Source organism: Virgibacillus sp. Bac330 (genome assembly GCF_003667845.1).
Taxonomy (GTDB): domain Bacteria; phylum Bacillota; class Bacilli; order Bacillales; family Amphibacillaceae; genus Virgibacillus; species Virgibacillus chiguensis.
This window is the reverse complement of the sequence record NZ_CP033048.1, coordinates 2772135-2789911: the sequence shown is the minus strand read 5'-3', so window position 1 is coordinate 2789911 and position 17777 is coordinate 2772135. Positions and strand designations below refer to the sequence as shown.

At 34.0% G+C, this 17777-nt stretch carries 10 protein-coding genes and 1 pseudogene; 6 read left to right on the top strand and 5 right to left on the bottom strand.

Features of this window, described 5'->3' with window-relative positions; all coding sequences use genetic code 11:
• The first annotated feature begins 6 nt into the window (after window positions 1-6).
• The 6 genes from D9780_RS12885 (at window position 7) to D9780_RS12860 (ending at window position 13340) form a co-directional block, all read left to right on the top strand.
• Window positions 7-4842, top strand: coding sequence for a non-ribosomal peptide synthetase (locus tag D9780_RS12885; RefSeq protein ID WP_121640375.1), 4836 nt, complete (start codon window positions 7-9; stop codon window positions 4840-4842).
• Between the two features lie 19 nt (window positions 4843-4861).
• A complete protein-coding gene (locus tag D9780_RS12880; RefSeq protein WP_121640374.1) occupies window positions 4862-8047 on the top strand; it encodes a condensation domain-containing protein in 3186 nt (1061 codons plus the stop codon).
• A 2-nt stretch (window positions 8048-8049) separates the two neighbouring features.
• Window positions 8050-8823, top strand: coding sequence for a thioesterase II family protein (locus D9780_RS12875; protein ID WP_121641499.1), 774 nt, complete (start codon window positions 8050-8052; stop codon window positions 8821-8823).
• Window positions 8824-8873: 50 nt separating this feature from the next.
• Entirely contained in the window at window positions 8874-10274 is a 1401-nt protein-coding gene (ablA, locus tag D9780_RS12870; RefSeq protein WP_121640373.1) for a lysine 2,3-aminomutase, read from the top strand.
• A 366-nt stretch (window positions 10275-10640) separates the two neighbouring features.
• Window positions 10641-11396 (top strand): methyltransferase domain-containing protein, encoded by a 756-nt coding sequence (locus D9780_RS12865; protein ID WP_121641498.1) that lies wholly within the window; start codon window positions 10641-10643, stop codon window positions 11394-11396.
• 399 nt (window positions 11397-11795) lie between these two features.
• A complete protein-coding gene (locus D9780_RS12860; RefSeq protein WP_121640372.1) occupies window positions 11796-13340 on the top strand; it encodes an acyl-CoA carboxylase subunit beta in 1545 nt (514 codons plus the stop codon).
• A gap of 334 nt (window positions 13341-13674) precedes the next feature.
• On the opposite strand, the gene D9780_RS12855 is transcribed toward D9780_RS12860, so the two are convergent.
• The 5 genes and pseudogenes from D9780_RS12855 to D9780_RS12835 all read right to left on the bottom strand — a co-directional run bounded on the left by D9780_RS12855 (window position 13675) and on the right by D9780_RS12835 (window position 17607).
• Window positions 13675-14028 (bottom strand): DUF3147 family protein, encoded by a 354-nt coding sequence (locus D9780_RS12855; RefSeq protein WP_116279544.1) that lies wholly within the window; start codon window positions 14026-14028, stop codon window positions 13675-13677.
• 343 nt (window positions 14029-14371) lie between these two features.
• Window positions 14372-15595, bottom strand: coding sequence for an ISL3 family transposase (locus D9780_RS12850; RefSeq protein WP_121638963.1), 1224 nt, complete (start codon window positions 15593-15595; stop codon window positions 14372-14374).
• Window positions 15596-15664: 69 nt separating this feature from the next.
• Window positions 15665-15997 (bottom strand): annotated as a pseudogene (locus D9780_RS12845) (MarR family winged helix-turn-helix transcriptional regulator); the annotation flags it as partial.
• Window positions 15998-16304: 307 nt separating this feature from the next.
• A complete protein-coding gene (locus tag D9780_RS12840; protein ID WP_121640370.1) occupies window positions 16305-16712 on the bottom strand; it encodes a PH domain-containing protein in 408 nt (135 codons plus the stop codon).
• 127 nt (window positions 16713-16839) lie between these two features.
• A complete protein-coding gene (locus D9780_RS12835) occupies window positions 16840-17607 on the bottom strand; it encodes an AraC family transcriptional regulator (RefSeq protein ID WP_240458688.1) in 768 nt (255 codons plus the stop codon).
• Window positions 17608-17777: the final 170 nt, after the last annotated feature.

Genomic DNA, 17777 nt, shown 5'->3' with positions numbered 1-17777 from the left:
TAGAAAATGTTTTGTGAAGAAATGGTAAAAGTGGAGCAAAATTATTATGAGAAACAATGCTTATGGTTTAATAAAACGAAATATTTATTAAAAGATTTAGAGAAAAAAGCATTTCAGCTTGCAATACTTTTTAGAGAGCAAGGAATAGAACATAAAAAAGAGCAAAAGGTGCTAATCATGTTGAGGAGATCACCTGCGCTGTTTGTTGCACACTATGCGACATTTTTAGCAGGAGGAGTAATTGTATCCATCGATCCAGATACACCTGAGGATCGGCTACATACAATTATTGAAGAAACGAATCCTAATGTGATCTTGGTCCATACCAATCAATCCTTGAATGATAAGAGCAGAATTATTTATTTGGACGATGAATTAGAAATGTTAGATGGATCGGCTGCATTTCAATTAAGTGGGAATGAAAATTTTTCATTAAATGCAGCTGCATATATTGTCTTTACTTCAGGGACAACGGGTAAACCTAAGGGTGTAATTGTAGAATGGAAGTCCTTAATGAAACTAATTGAATGGCATACTAAAACCTTCCATGTAGGCTCCGATTCAATTGTGTCATTAACAGCTTCCCCGGGATTTGATGCGTCTATATGGGAAATATGGAGTGCTATTGGTGCAAAAGCTTCCATTCATATTACATCAGATGCACAAAGATTACTTCCAAATGAATTACAAAAAGAATGGGAAATACATAAGGTAACACATTCTTTTGTTTCTACTCCTATTGCTGAAAGATTGTTAGATTTGCCTTGGAAAAATCACGAAACTACATTGAAATACATGCTAGTAGGGGGAGATAAATTAACAAAATTTCCATTAGATAGTGTTCCGTTTAATTTAGTTAATAATTATGGGCCAAGTGAAGCAACTGTTGTCAGCACATCTGGTACCATTCAACCAAAGAGAGACGGAGGTAATGAATTTCCTCATATTGGAAAGCCACTACCTTATATGGATTGTTTTATTCTAGATGAACACGGGAATGAAATTTCAGAAGTTGGAGAACAAGGAACACTTTGGCTTTCTGGCGTTGCATTAGCAAGGGGATACTTGAACACTAAAATAGAAACTGATAAAAAGTTCAGAAAAATAAAGGTTAGAGGGGAATTAATCAGAGCCTATAATACAGGCGACATTGTCAGTAAAGGTAAAGATGGAAATTTTTATTTTCATGGAAGGAAAGATTTTCAGGTAAATATTAATGGGGTTAGAATTGAGTTAGGTGAGATTGAAAAAGTATTACAAACACATGCAAAAGTTTTACATGCTATTGTGTTACCAATAGAATTTCATTCAAAGAAATTGATTGTAGCTTCTGTTGTACTAGAGAAGAATTCGATATTTGTAGAAGAAGAAATAAAAGCATACATAAGGAGAAAGCTTACAAAAAGTTTAGTCCCAATACAAATACTATATCATGATCAAGTCCCGTTAACGGATAACGGGAAAATAGACAGAAGAATTTTAACTGTTTTACATGAAGAACATTTACAAAACAAGCAAAAATTGAAAAACAACACTTATTTGGAAGATGTTAATGATAGCGTGATGACTCAAATTACAAAGGTTTACTCTGATGTCCTACAAATTCAATGTTATCCTAATACAGATATATTTGAGATGGGCGGAAATTCGATGGACGCTGCTCGAATAGCTGCAACCTTGTCAAATTTGTTTAGGGTGAAATGTACCCCTCATTTTATTCAAAAGGTTAGAACACCAATAAATGTATATCATCAAATTAGGAAACCTTTGCAAAATACATTAGATGGGCAACGTAAGGAATCTCCAGTCATAAATAGAGATGAATGGATTCGAGTAACAAGCATGAAAAAAGGATTATGGTATTTATGGAAAACAAATGAGAATAACACTTTTTATAATATTGGAGCCACTTTTCATCTGAAAGATACGATAGATATTCCTTTATTGTCGGAAATAATTGTTACTATTATCGAACGTGAACCAACGTTTTCTACTATATTTCGGGAAAATGCAAGAGGCGAAATTGAGAGAAAATATCAAAGAAAATTTGATACTACGGAATGGTTCTATCAAATGAAAGTTGATTCCAAAGAAGAGGCACTAATTCATGCTAATTCCATTTACAATACGAACTTTGATTTGGAGAAAGATTTGCTCATTAGAGGTGCATTAATTCAAACAAATAATGATGAGACTGTTTTTGTACTAGCTACGCATCATATTGTATGCGATGGATTGTCTTTACAAAAAATATTACGTGACATTTCTACTGCATATAACGATAGAAGCTTAAATACTAGTACAAAAGAGAACATATATAGTACCGAGTATATAGCTTCAAGTGAAGAACAACTGTCAACATATTGGAAAGAAAAGGCAGGCCATTTTCATTTAGCGCAAGTATCAATGAAGGAAAATGCCGAATCTTTATTAGCTAAAGGGGAAATATACGAATGTAAAAGTAGATTAAGTGTCGGCAAATCAATAGATCAATTGGCGAAAAAGCATAAAATAAGTAAGTTTATTATTTTATTAACGGGTTGGGCTATCAATCTAACAAAATACTTTAGACAAGAAACCATCACAATTGGAATTCCTTATCATGGTAGGGGAGATATTGACTTTTCCAAGGTAGGGATGTTTGTTAATTTAATACCGGTTACAATTACTATTTCAAAAGAAAAAACATTCATCGATATATTAACTGAAGTAAATGAATTGATGCAGGAACATATGGAACATGGGGATTTTTCCATTGTTGATATTGCTTCACTAACAGAAAATAGGAAGCAATTTGATATCGTTAATAATACATTTAGTGAAAAAATCCATTTAGATGTAGAGTTAGGAAATAAACGAGCAGAGTTCATTGAGCAAGATACAGGTGGAGCTAGATTCCCAATTAGCGGTTTTTTTCATGTGCAAGATGAAGAAATAGCGGGGCATGTTGAATTCTCATATGCCAACTTTGACACATCAGAAATTAAATTATTAACGGATAGCTATTTTAACCTAATGGATTCTCTTGTGCGTTACCCTGACCAACAGTGGCAGAGTGCTTTTAAGAAGACATCTGTCATAGAGGCACAGGAGTATTACAATTTGATGAAAGAAAGTAAACCACTACACCAATTATTCGAGGATTCTGTCGCAAAGCATAAAGACTATATTGCTGTTGAAGATCATACAAGTGCATTTACATATGGAGAATTAAATCAACATGCAAACCGATTTGCTTCATTACTACATTCCAAAGGTATCAGAAAGGGGGATTATGTTCCTGTTTTCATGACGCGAAATAAGGAACTGCTTGCTGTTATTTTAGGAATTTTAAAAATAGGTGCAATCTATGTTCCTTTAGATGTGGAGCATCCAAAAGAAAGAATAAAAAATATATTAAACAGAATAGAACCTCGAGTTTTAATATCTAACAAAAAAGTTGATTATATAAGCACGGGAAGATGGGAACTAATCTATACAATTGATATGGAAACATGTCATCAACTACCTATATTCAAAATGGAACACATTAAAACAAAAGATCCAGCTTATTTGATGTTCACATCAGGCTCGACTGGAAACCCAAAAGGGGTGTTATGTCCTCACCTAGGGGCCAGTCTTCGAGTGTTATGGCAAAAAAATCAACAACACTTGAAGCCGAGTAATCGAATTTTATTTAAAACGCCTTATACATTTGACGTATCAATATGGGAAATATTTTATACACTCTCTGTTGGTGCTACTTTAGTTATCGGAGCAAATGATTTGCATAAGGATCCTGAGAAAATATATGCATTTATTAAAAATAAATCGATAAATTATTGTCATTTTGTCCCAACTGTTTTTCAACGAGTGTTAGATTATTTTGAAGGATTAAGTACGGATACACTCTCATTAAAATACTTGCATTTAAGCGGTGAAGCATTGTCGAAACAACTAGCCAAAAAGATACAAGAAATCTTGCCCAATACAAACATTTTTAATTTATACGGACCTACTGAAACAGGTATTGAAGTTACTGTACAGGAAGTCAGTAATGGAAACTACAATATTGGCAAACCTCTTCCATATGTTTCTTTACAAGTTATCGATGAGGATGAAAATCCAGTACCAATAGGTTATCCTGGAGAATTATTAATTGGTGGACCATCTTTGGCGTTAGGATATTTTAAAGATGAGAATGAAACACAGAAGTCTTTCATTATAAAAGATTCACAACGCTTCTATAAAACAGGTGATTTAGTAAGGATTACGAGTAATGGAAGTATCGACTTTCTTGGAAGAAAAGATGATCAAGTGAAGGTGAATGGAATTCGTATCGAAACGGAAGAAATTGAAAGATGTGTAATGAATTTGGAAAACGTGAAAGATGCCACAGTCGTTTTAGCTGAAGGGATGAGGGGAAAACAATTAGTTTGCTTCTACACCTCTGTAAATGAACATGAAGCTACCGATATTGAAGTGAAAAAGCAGGTATCGAATAATCTCCCTGTATCGTACATTCCATCAGCATTTATTGAATTATCTGATCTACCTATTACACAAAACGGGAAAAGAGATAGAAAACGATTAGGTGAAATGGCGTATGAATATCTAAATAAGAAAGTGGAATCTAATTTTATTGAAGCCAAGACAGAACTTCAGAAATCCATTGTAAAGGTATGGAGTGATGTCTTAAAAATCAATAGAGTTGGTTTGGGTGATAACTTCTTTGAGCTAGGAGGAGATTCTATTAAATCTTTACAAATTGTTTCAAAATTACGTGCAGAAGGAGTTAACCTTACTCCTAGGGATTTCCTTAAATATCCAACTATATTAGAGTTAACTGCTATTCTAAAATAAATAAAGGTAGGTTGATAGAATGAATCAGAACATAAAGAAGCTTCCACTTACTCCTTTACAGACTGTTATGTTAATGGAGAACTTAAAGAATCCTTCTTCTGAGGCCTATTGGCAAGTTGTTTCCTATGAGATTCCAAGTTATCATACGGAAGATGATGTAACTAATTCATGGACAAAAGTAATAAAGGCAAATCCTGCTTTAAGAACGAAGATAGATTGGAATAATGGTTCTGAACCTATGCAAGTTATTGATAGCACTTGTGTGGCATCTATTACTACAATTCATTATGAACAGTTAATTAGAGCATGTGGAAGCTTTGAAAATTGGTTGAATCATGAATTACAAACTTTTCAACAATCATCCTTAGATACATTACAAAAATTGTATATGGTTGAACATTGGAAGGATGGCAAGCACTTATTAGTTTGGCTACATCATCATATTCTTGTTGATGGATGGTCTATGTCGCAAATTTTAGATGACTTTTTTAATGTTTTAAATCACGACTACTACATGTTAAAGGAACGGCCTGATGTTGAAGCATACATCGAATTTATGGAGCAATCGGATTATAAAGAACAGAGTGAAGCCTATTGGTTGAATGTATTACGTGAAGCAAAAGCGGCAGAGCGGCTATCTTTTGAGTGTTCCTCTTCTGAAAGTAAGGAAGAAAAATTCGAAATTTTTGATAGAAAATTAAGTCAAAAGGCTTGCAGAAATATTCATTCGTACAGCGTTCAAAATAAAGTTACTGTATCGAGTATTGTGATGTCTATTTGGGGCTTATTACTTAATAGATATCAATTAACGAACCAACTTTTTGTTGGTTCTACATTTGCTTTAAGGCCGTATCAATTAAGAGAGTCGCATGAAATGAACGGAATGCTAATTAATACGTTACCAGTAAAGCTAGATCTGAAACCTGATATCTCTATCAAAGAGTATTTCTTAAATACTATGGATACGATTCAAGATGTATCGGAGTATAGCGGGGTTCCGTATTCTAAGCTTTTGCAACTAAGCAATTTACCAGGAGATACCGAACTGTTTAAGTCTTCTGTTATATTCCAAAATTATCAAGGTGGCTTACACTTTGAAGACGCTGAACTAGTTCATCAAAAAGGAACGAGTTCTGATCCTTTGTCTTTAACCATCAGCTTAAACCGTGATAACGGTGAATGGAGATTAGGTTGGGATGCTAGTAAATATCAGAAACAAGATTTACTAGAGCTTATGGAATCATTAGAACACATATTTGAAGAAATAGAAGTTTATGGAGATAAATTGATAAAAGAATTGAATTTAACTACCTTGGAAAATGAAAAATTGAAAATCTGCTTAGAAAATGAATTACCGATAAATCAAATTAACTATTCCATTGATTCTATGGTCGATTGGTCGAGTGATGAATTAGCACTGTCTGATGGAAAAACGGAGTTATCTTATAAGCAAGTAAGAACCTATATAGAACAGGTGTCTAATTATTTATCACAACAAGATGTTAAAAGTGGGGACACAGTTGCCCTGAATGGAGAAAAAGGTATTGAAGTTGCAATCGGTATGTTCGCTTGCTGGAGAATTGGTGCTAGGTGGTGCAATTTAGATAGACGCGTGCCAAAAACAAGAAATGATCAAATAATAAAAGTATTAAATCCCAAAATTATTTTAAACCTAGAGGAAATGAAAGGGCTTTTAAAAGACAATGTATGTCAGAATCAATTGGAATTAAATTCCTATGCATTTAAGGAAGAGGACTTAGCATATTTTATCTCCACTTCTGGGAGTACAGGCAAACCAAAACTTGTCTCCTTAGGAATAAAAGGTGTTTTTCAAATTATCGAAAGTTGGAAAAAATTCTATTGTTTTAAAGAGAACCAACATATTCTACAACTCGGAAGCTGGACTTCCGATGTTTATTTGGGTGATTTACTTAAGGCATGGTCCACTGGAGGTTCACTAATCGTATGTGATGAGAATAGAAGAGTGGATATGGATTATTTATATGTTCTTTCTAAAGAATATAAAATATCTTTTGTTGAGTCAACACCTCACTTAATCAGGGAATTCATAAAGTATTTGTATGATAAAAATCAGATACTAGAACATTTGAAAACGATAGTAGTAGGATCTGATGTTTTTCGTCTCGAAGAGAAAAATGAGATTTGTAACATGCTTTGGAAAGGTGTGGATTTTTATAATGGATATGGATTGAGTGAATGTACAATTGAATCTGTTGTCTACCACTGCAATGATAATATGGACCAATTGTCCGTTTCAGGTATGTGTCCAATTGGTCAGCCTTTGCCAGGGACATTATTGCGAATTGTAGATGAAACAGGAAATTCAGTAGCACCAGGGATGATAGGGGAGTTACATATTGGTGGTGATCAAGTTATGAATGGATATGTAACTATGAATAGTATGGATACGTCAAAGATTTATGAACATAACCATATAAAGTATTTTATGACCGGAGATAACGTGCGTTTAAATACAAATGGAATGATCGAGTTTTATGGAAGGGAAGATCAACAAGTTAAGATACGTGGATTTAGAGTGGAATTAGGAGAAATAGAAAATGCTTTCCTAAGTTTGGAGACAGGTATGGAATGTTTTGTCACATATTCATCGATGGAGGGGGAGAAGGAATTAGTAGTTTTTCTAAGTGGGACAAAGGATTCTGAAGATGTGATTCGAGAAAAGATTAGTAAGAGAATCCCTTATTATGCGATTCCTCGTTTTATTGTGCTACTTCATCGTCTCCCACGCAATTCCAATGGGAAAATTGACCGTCCACTACTCATGGAGGAATCAGAAAAAATAGTTCATCAATCACAAAAGGTTGTTTCGGTTGTATCTAATGAGATAGAAGACATTGTAAGGAATGAGTGGGAAATGGTATTAGGTAGAAAAGTATTTACGAATAAAACATTTTTTGATCAAGGAGGTCATTCTCTCATTGTATTAAAACTATTTAACCAGCTGCAGCAGAGATTACCTGATTATGAATTTGTAATTGGAGATTTGTTTCGATACCCAACGATAGATAGATTTGTTGAACAATTATCGCATCGAATTGATAATAATTCTTCAACCAATGGTCAAACAGAGTCTGTCAATAAGATAGACTTATTGGAAAAAGTTAAACAGGGTGATGTATCAATAGATGAAGCTATGTATATATTAGGTGGTAATAACACGTGAAGATGGAACAACGTGAAGGCTATATCATATTTAATCCAAACAAAAAAGCAAAAGTAAAATTAATGTGTTTTCATCACGCTGGGGGTTCCGCTTTATCCTTTATACCTTTAGTGAGAACTTTACCTAAGGATGTTGAGACCTATCTTTTTGAGCTGCCTGGGAGGGGAATATCGGCGAATCAAAATTTTGTTGCTGATTTTTCAGAGGCTATGGCATATTTTCTTCCTAAAGTAATAGATTGTATGGACAGGCCAACCGTATTTCTTGGACATAGTTTAGGAGGACTTTTTTCATATGCTATAACTGGTAGTTTAAGTAAGAAACAGAATTATATTGAAAGAGTTATCATCTCAGCAGCTAAATCTCCTCAAACAGTTCTTGAATATGCGATACATCCTGAAAAACCATTCATTGTAAGATCAAGAGATAGTGTGAAAATGGATATAGAAGCTTTAGGAGGAATACCAGTAGATGTGGATGATTCTTTATTGCATTCCATTATTAATATTACTGGAAATGACTTTCACTTATTGGATACATTTACTTTAGATGGCGTAGTAAAATCATCTTTTCCATTCGAATTATGGCTAGGGAAATATGACAAGGCTGTTCATGAACGAGAGATTTATAAGTGGCGTGAGGAAATTCAAGGAGATTTTTGTTATCGATATTTTAATGGAGGCCATTTTTTTATAAGTGAAAGTACTGAGCCGGCTGATCTATTAAAGGAAACTTTGTTGACTATTATGATAAATATTGAAAATAAAATAGTTTAGGAGTTTAGCTATAAATAGCATGCATAATACAAAAACGGAGGGGATTTAAAATGTTTAATAACGCAGATTTATACAAGCCGGCTAGAAATTGGAAAGATATTGAACTGTGGAAAGATGTTACAGAGGAACAATGGAATGATTGGCTGTGGCAGTTAAGAAATACAATTAAAACCTTGGAGGATCTCAAAAAAGTAATTAATTTAACCCCAGAAGAAGAAGCGGGGGTTAAGATTTCAATTAAGACTATACCACTTAATATTACACCATATTTTGCATCTTTAATGAATCCAGATAATCCACGATGTCCGATTCGTATGCAATCTGTTCCGATTTCTGAAGAGATTTATAAAACAAAATATGATTTAGAAGATCCTTTAGATGAAGACGAAGATTCTCCAGTTCCCGGTATAACACACCGATATCCTGATCGAGTATTATTCTTAGTAACTAATCAATGCTCTATGTATTGTAGGTATTGTACAAGACGGCGTTTTTCAGGTCAAATTGGAATGGGGATTGCCAAAAACTTGCTTGATAATGCAATAGAATATATTAGACAAACACCTGAAGTTCGCGATGTGCTCATATCAGGAGGAGACGGGTTACTAATTAATGATACTGTATTGGAATATATAATAAAAAATCTCAGAGCTATCAAACATGTAGAAATTATACGTATTGGTACCAGAGCACCAGTAGTATTCCCGCAACGAATTACGAATGAATTATGTGAGATTTTAAAGAAGTACCATCCAATCTGGCTCAATACTCATTTTAATAGCTCCATAGAAATAACGGAGGAATCTAAGCGCGCATGTGAAATGCTTGTTAACGCGGGTGTTCCAGTAGGAAACCAAGCGGTAATTTTGGCAGGTATTAATGACAGTGTTCCGATTATGAAAAAGTTGAATCACGATCTGGTTAAAATGCGAGTACGTCCATACTATATTTATCAATGTGATTTATCCGAAGGAATTGGGCATTTTAGAGCGCCTATCTCAAAAGGATTAGAGATAATAGAAGGGTTGCAAGGACATACGTCAGGTTATGCAGTACCTAAATTTGTCGTTGATGCTCCAGGTGGTGGTGGTAAAATTGTTGTCCAACCTAATTATATTATTTCCCAAAGCGCTGATAAGGTAGTACTTCGAAATTTTGAAGGTGTTATTACCACATATCCAGAGCCGAATAATTATGTATCCGGGCAAGCAGATGATTATTTTAAAACAATTTATCCTGATATGGAAGCATATCAGTCGAAAATAGGAATATCATCATTGATTAATGAATCAGAATTTAATCTCGTTCCAAAAGATTTAAAACGTACCAATCGTCGTCTAGAATATAATCAAGATCAAAAACATTCTACTATAAAGGATAGAAGAGAAAAAAGAGATCAATTAAAAGAAAAGAAATATCAAAAACAACAAGCTATATCGTCTAAAAATTAAACTTACTTTTTTATAGAATCCCTTGATCAGTAGAAAGGAAAGCTTCGAAAGGGTAAGAAAGATAAATATAATAAGTCAGCATAACTCCCAATTTTTGGGGTGTGAAAACAAGCAAGAGATAGAAATAACTTTTCGAGTTATGTTTTATGATGTTAATAAAACAATTTTGATTTTATTGCCAGTTTAATTCTAAAGCCAATAAAAAATTCAGCACTTTCCTCTTCGTTAAATCATAAATTGGCCGCATCCAATGTAAAGCTGGTAGCGTTTCAAAGGAAGTAATTGTGGACGAATGACATCAAATTACTAGTGGTAAATTTACAGTTAATTAAATTTTTTGAGTATGGTGAAGGAGTGGATATAAGAATGAATAGTATATACGGAAAATTATCCTCGGAGGTTTATGAAATTGATAAGTACATTGGTAAATCTTTCGGTGATTTGGAGTACTACCAAGATCGATTAAAAGGAATAGAAGGGAAGGTTTTAGAGCCTGCAGTCGGAAATGGACGTATATTAATTCCTTTACTAGAAAACGGTTTAGATATAGAGGGGATAGATTCTTCAAATAATATGTTGGAATTATTCAACAAAAATTGCAATGAAAGAGGTATTCATACTAGCTGTTATAAACAAGATATGTCCAATTTCACTATTAATCAAAAGTATGAGGCTATTATTGTACCAACGGGTTCATTTTTACTTTTGCATCAATTAGAAGAGGCAATTAGCTCTTTAAAATGTTTTTATGAACACTTAGAGAAAAATGGAAGATTAATTTTAGATATTTTTCTACCGGAAAACACCAAAGAAGGTTTTGTATCAAAACGAGGATTTACCAATCCACAAGGAGATACAATTATGTTAGAGGAAACATTGGTTAAAATTGACCAAATCAATCAATTTGCTGTCTATCATAATCGCTATGAAAAATGGAGACAAGGAAAGCTAATGGATTCTGAACTTGAAATATTTCCATTAAAGTGGTACGGAGTGGAAGAATTTCGTTTAATATTAGAAAAAATAGGATTTACATCGATAGTGATTTCTTCAGACTATATATATAATCAATATCCAACGAAAGCCTCGCAAATTATTACGTTTGAAGCTACAAAACACTAAAAAGTGGCTCTTCGCTATTTAGTGTGAAACTAGTGTGAAACTCAACAATTAGTGAGGTATGAACCCTTGCTAATTGGAGATTCTCTTTATTAAAAAATGGAAGTTGTTTACCATATTGGGTTAAGTGGATGACAGCAGTAATAAGAGGATGAAAAAGGTATAGAAAGGTGATATTAACCAATTAACAGATAGCAAACAATGGCCACAATGAATAGTCTTACATCCTTTATTCATCTCAAAGCACAAGGGAGTTTTTGTTGATTTATATCATCGTAAACAGTAGAAGTGTGGTATGGAAAATGTACCTCACTTCTAACCGCTCCCCCCCTAAATGAGAAATTATAAGAAATCAAGAGCATATGGAAGATATTTTGGATGATTGAGGGAGGATGAATAAAGATGAGTATTATCGATAAAATTAATGAATTATACGATAAACGCCACCAAGTGGAACTTGGTGGTGGTGAAGAACGAATAGACAAACAACATATTAAAGGGAAGATGACGGCCCGTGAGAGAATTGACTATTTACTAGATAAAGAGACGTTTGTAGAATTGAATCCTTTCATGAAAAGCAGATCTTTTTCTTATGATGAGGATATGTACAATGGCGAAGGGGTAGTGACTGGGTTTGGAAAAATAAATGGGAAAAAAGTATATTTATTCGCCCAGGATTTCACTGTTTATGGTGGAACGTTGGGGGAAGTGCATGGTCTGAAAATTGCTAAAGTAATGGATTTAGCAGCTAAGAATAAAGTTCCTTTTATTGGTTTAAATGATTCTGGTGGTGCACGTATCCAAGAAGGTGTTTCTTCATTGGATGGATACGGACAAGTATTTTACCGAAACGTTATATATTCTGGTGTCATTCCACAAATTTCTGTTATTATGGGCCCTAGTGCTGGTGGAGCTGTCTATTCACCAGCTCTCACCGATTTTGTCGTCATGGTGGAGAAAAGCTCTCAAATGTTTATTACCGGTCCAAAGGTGATAGAAGCTGTAACTGGAGAGAATATATCAGTAGAAGAATTAGGAGGAGCACATGTCCACAATTCGAAAAGTGGCAGTGCTCATATGCAGGCTAAGACAGAAAAAGAAGCATTAGATATGGTCAAAGAATTATTAAATTATTTACCCTCAAATTATACTGAATTTCCAACGACATATCCTTATGAAATGATGATTAATGAAGAGAGACCTGCTTTAGCAGATATCGTGCCATTTGATTCTATAAGACCCTATGATGTCAAAAAAGTGATTAAAGAGGTAGTCGATGAAAGCAGTTTTTTTGAAATTCATGCTGGATTTGCTAAAAATATAGTAGTAGGGTTTGCTCGTATAGGAGGTAGAAGCATTGGTCTTGTATGTAATCAGCCCAAATATATGGCAGGTGGATTAGATATCGATTCTTCAGACAAAGCCAGTCGGTTTATTCGCTTTTGTGATTGTTTTAATATCCCGGTTATTACTTTAGAAGATGTTACAGGTTTCCTTCCTGGAATCAAACAAGAATATGGCGGTATCATTAGACATGGTGCTAAAATTCTATACGCGTATTCAGAAGCTACGGTTCCAAAAATTACTGTCATTATGAGAAAAGCATATGGAGGTGCATATGTAGCTTTAAACAGCAAATCAATTGGTGCAGATTTAGTATATGCATGGCCTAATGCTGAAATTGCTGTCATGGGACCTGAAGGAGCAGCGAATATCATTTATCAAAAGGAAATTAGCATGAGCGAGCACCCGTCTCAAACGAGAAGAGAGAAAATTGACATGTTTCGTAAAAAGTTTACAAATCCTTATATTGCTGCTGGTCTTGGAATGGTTGATACAGTTATCGATCCGAGAGAAACACGTATAAAGTTATTACAGTCTTTAGAGATGCTAGAAAATAAGCAGGAAAAAAGACCTGAAAAGAAACATGGGAATATTTCTTTATGAACAATAAATTGAAAATAAATAACTGAAATTGATAAGTACATGGAAATATTTCACCATAAGTTTAGTTCCTTTTTAGTTAATTATCCCCTCTGAAGATAAAATTCTTCAAGGGGATATTTTTGGTACGGAAAATGTAGAGGGTATGCAGTCACAATGGATGGGTTTTGCTGTGTTTTTTACTTGCCCTTCTAAAGTTGGTTGAAGGCAGTAATCCATGATTTTGCGTCCATCTTCTAGAATGTGAAACTCTGTTCCTTCTTTGAGGACGTAAGATAGCTAGTTATTTACAGAGATAATACAATTTCTTTTTATAGATGAATAGATTGTACTGACTTTAGCTGAAAAACGATAATTTTAATGTCTTTAATAAATAATCTTGCAAGAATAAACATATTAACCAAACAAACATGCCCACCCCAATTGATATAAACAGTGGAGTTGAGTTCTTAAGTAAAAAGTATACAATTAATAGTAATATGGCTGTTGCAGGGAATCCCCACAACACGCCTAATGCAAACTTACTTAATGTGTGATTTTGTTCTCCTTGAAGATATAGCCAGATTATACTTAACAAACTTACTAATGGTAACGCAGCTACTACACCGCCGTATGTTGGAAACCTTCTAGCTACTTCAGTTACTATTCCTATAACTATTGCAGAAATTATTACCTTCATGATTACGTACACTTTTTAACACCCTCACTTAATGTTTTAAACCCCAGCTCTATTATTTCTCTTTCTTTTGAACTAAGACAATTTAACACTTTTTTTAAGGCTCTTCGCTAAATACGATGAAATAGCATAAAACACAGTTTAATAGCTTCTATAAAATCTATGAAAAAACCAAATCAAAACCGGACAAGGGAACGGATTTAATTGCTTCGCTCCACAATCACCACCTGATACAAGTCCAATTAAGCAACATCTTATTCGATGTATAATTTTCTTTCTAGGTGGTATCCTAAGTATTGGACAAGGGAACGGGTTTGGTTGCGAGCGACACATGACTCCATACTGATACCTGTTCTTTTTATTTGATGGAAAAGTCTAGTTTCCCAGCAAGAAGATACACCATAGCTACAATATTTTTATCAGACCGGTACCCTCTTGCCTTTCGTTTAGCCGTCTGGAACAAGCTGTTAATACCCTCTAAAATACCATTATTTAATTGCGATTGAAACCATTGAACTACACCATCAAAATGCTTTTTTAACGTCTTTGCCAGCTTTATCATTGGTTCTAGTCGAGATCGTAATCCCCATTGTATCCAGTCTTCCAATACCATAGGAGCGATGGGAGCAGGGTATTGATAAATTTCTTGCAAACAAAGTCGCATACGATAAGCTTTGGCAGTATCTAATTCTGTATCTTTCAGTTTATCCAGCATGGCTTTTTGTTTCTTCGTTAAATTTTCTTCATTTTTCAACCAAGCATAACGGGTATTTTTGAGCTCAGCACATGTCTTACGCTCGTTGCGACGAACTTCGTCTACAGCTTTGTTAGCCTCTTGAATCACATGAAATTTATCAAAAGTGATAGAGGCTTCCGGAAAATAGTCAGAGGCGCCTTTAATAAAAGCAGGTGACATATCCATGCAGACTTCTGTTATATTTTTCGCATGACCACCTTGTTCTTCTAGGCGTTCTTTACACGTTTTCCATGTAGCAGCATCTTTTCCTTTGGCAACATGAATGACATTCTTTTTATCTGAGTCCACAAATATAGTAATATATTGGTGCCCGCGCTTTGATGACGTTTCATCCGTATTAATCTTAGTAACATGAGAAAGGTCTTGATGAGCCATAGCTTGATCTACATAATGATGTAATATTCGCCATAAACGTGTATCGTGCTCCCCCACTAAGCGACTTACTGCATTCATTGGCATGTCTTTAACAAGCATCATAATCCACGCATCAAATAGCTTTGTAAAAGAAGCTCGTGGTTTTATAGCCCAAGGGATAGAAACACGACGCTTTTTTCCGCAGTTTTCACAATCTGTACGTGGGTGTTCTGCATGAATATAGCATGGGTATTCTAAAAAGTTTAAATGACGCCATGTCCGGTTGTAATCAGCAATATCAAAAAAACGTTGATTTTTAGCCCCGCACTCCGAACATGAAAATAAAGCATCTCTATCTACTTTTAAATAGACATCTAGCTGTTGCTTTATTTCATCAAATATACAGACATGGATATACCAAGGTTCTGGAATATGGAACACATTTTCAATATCCTTAATTTCTATTAACATATGAAAACCACCTAACATTTTATTTTGATAGTTTTCAGTATGTCCAACCTTATTTCATTTTAATCAGCGAAGGGGCTTTATTAATTTCAATTCATCCAGACTAGTGTTGCGATAAAGAACTTCTTCCCCAGTTTCTGTCAAGCAAAGTGTTACTTTCCTTTCATCTAATGAATCCCTTTGCTTTTTAAGATAACCTTTTTGAATTATTCTTTTAACATTTTCCGAGGCTGTGTTATGAGAAACATTTAGAAAGGTAGCTACTTCCCCAATTCCGATTCCTTTATTTTTTTCAATATGCTGTAGTATCCTTATAGCCTGGTGAGTTATTTTATCTTTATGAGAAAAATGTAAATGATAATAAATGTCTGTCCAATATTTATTTAACTTTAATACTTTATTCATCCTATTCCTCCATTATATCTATAATTACGATTATTTCTATATATACGATGTAAAGTGTACAATATTCACTCATTTTTTTCAAATAGTATTCTTTAATAATATTATATTATGTTCTAAAATTTAGTTGAAAAGTGTGATATAGTTTAACAAGTGCCCATGCTTAATATTTGATTGTGCATTTATAGGCAACACGCAGTTGCTTGACGGACAAACAGGGAGATTCCTCTCAAGGTATCTCCCTGTTTAAATACATGTGTATTTATTTTTTTCTTAACGAGTCGAAACTAAGTTATATTTTGCTCTATCCTTATTTTCTGTATTCAATATTCAAATGAATTTCTTTTAATTGCTTTATAAATGCACTTTCCTCTTTAGGTGAAATTTGTGCTGTTTTATATTGATTGTAACTAATTTCAATTCTACGGATAGAAAGTGATGGAGCTACAAAAGGGTTCGTAGTTTTTCTAATTGATCTAATATCTTTTATATTTATTGTTTGTTTCATCCATCCACATCGTATAATTAATAGTTCGTGTTTTATGATATATCGCGTGTGAAACCAAATTGCTCCAATAAAACAAATAACGATGAGTGCTAAAATCATGCCAATTATACTTACTTGGACGATTGCTACGTATAACATTCGGCAAAACATAACAATTAAAGCCCATATGGGAATTGCCATCCATACATCCATCTTCGACTTAAAAACCACTATATTCCTCCTTTCTTTTTACCTAAATTGATTTGTTCGTATGTAAGTCAACTTCATAATTGCTCTTGTTAGACATTTAAGTCTACATTTGTTGTTTGCTCAAGCAGTTTCATGTTAAATTAGCAATTCAACTCGTTTTTCGATAAATACCAGGAGATACGCCATACACTTTTTTAAAAACACGGTGGAAATACGGATATGCTCCGAATCCACAGTTTTCAGCTATATGTTCCAATGTCATATTTGTATACTTCATTTGATCTATAGCAGCAGCTAGCCGTATTTCTTGTGCATATTCAATTATCGTCTTATTAGTGTACTGCTTAAATAAATGCACAGAGCGAGAGACGCTTAACATAGCATGGTTAGCGACATCATCAACAGTAAAACCAGTTGTAGCGTTTTCTTCAATATAGCGCATCATTTTTGTGACGACAAACGGTCTGCAGTGAGCTGCCTGATCTTTAATAGCTCTTTCGATTAATAAACATAGGCTGCGGAATAAGTACCCCATTAGTTCATCATTTTTATCAGAAAGGGGTCTGCGTTTTTCTGCTATTAAATATCTCCACAAAGAAACAATTTTATCTGTTAAGTCAATTTTTATAGTAGTTGGTTTATTAAAACGATTCCACCATTGATCTACCCATTCCCCAGAAAAAAATATGTGATAATCACCACTTGCTTGACCACCTTCAATCTGTAATTGGTAATACTCACCTGGAGCAACAAAAATAATATCTCCTTTTTCTAAATGGATCTTTTTATCTTTAATGACAGCCTGGCTGACACCTTCTGTTTGTAGGCGAAATAAATACGAGTCATAACCATTTTTATGCGTGGCAAAGTAACCGTTTGTATGATAGGCATAGCCACAATATCCAATTTGTATCATGATATCACCCATTTCGTAGCAAAATAGTATATGTTTCTATTATATCGTTTATATCTTCATTATGACAGTTACGTTAAGATATATATAGATATGAGTTAACCACCTATCATATATTTATAAAGCAAAAAAGGCATATTAGTTATTTTGAAAACGGATTTATAAAGACCTGC

Excerpts from the sequence above, each read along its gene's own strand:
- D9780_RS12835 (WP_240458688.1), bottom strand. The coding sequence starts at position 17,607 with ATGATACAAATTGGATATTGTGGCTATGCCTATCATACAAACGGTTAC.
- D9780_RS12860 (WP_121640372.1), top strand. The coding sequence starts at position 11,796 with ATGAGTATTATCGATAAAATTAATGAATTATACGATAAACGCCACCAA.
- ablA (WP_121640373.1), top strand. The coding sequence starts at position 8,874 with ATGTTTAATAACGCAGATTTATACAAGCCGGCTAGAAATTGGAAAGAT.
- D9780_RS12885 (WP_121640375.1), top strand. The coding sequence starts at position 7 with ATGTTTTGTGAAGAAATGGTAAAAGTGGAGCAAAATTATTATGAGAAA.
- D9780_RS12865 (WP_121641498.1), top strand. The coding sequence starts at position 10,641 with ATGAATAGTATATACGGAAAATTATCCTCGGAGGTTTATGAAATTGAT.
- D9780_RS12880 (WP_121640374.1), top strand. The coding sequence starts at position 4,862 with ATGAATCAGAACATAAAGAAGCTTCCACTTACTCCTTTACAGACTGTT.
- D9780_RS12875 (WP_121641499.1), top strand. The coding sequence starts at position 8,050 with ATGGAACAACGTGAAGGCTATATCATATTTAATCCAAACAAAAAAGCA.
- D9780_RS12850 (WP_121638963.1), bottom strand. The coding sequence starts at position 15,595 with ATGTTAATAGAAATTAAGGATATTGAAAATGTGTTCCATATTCCAGAA.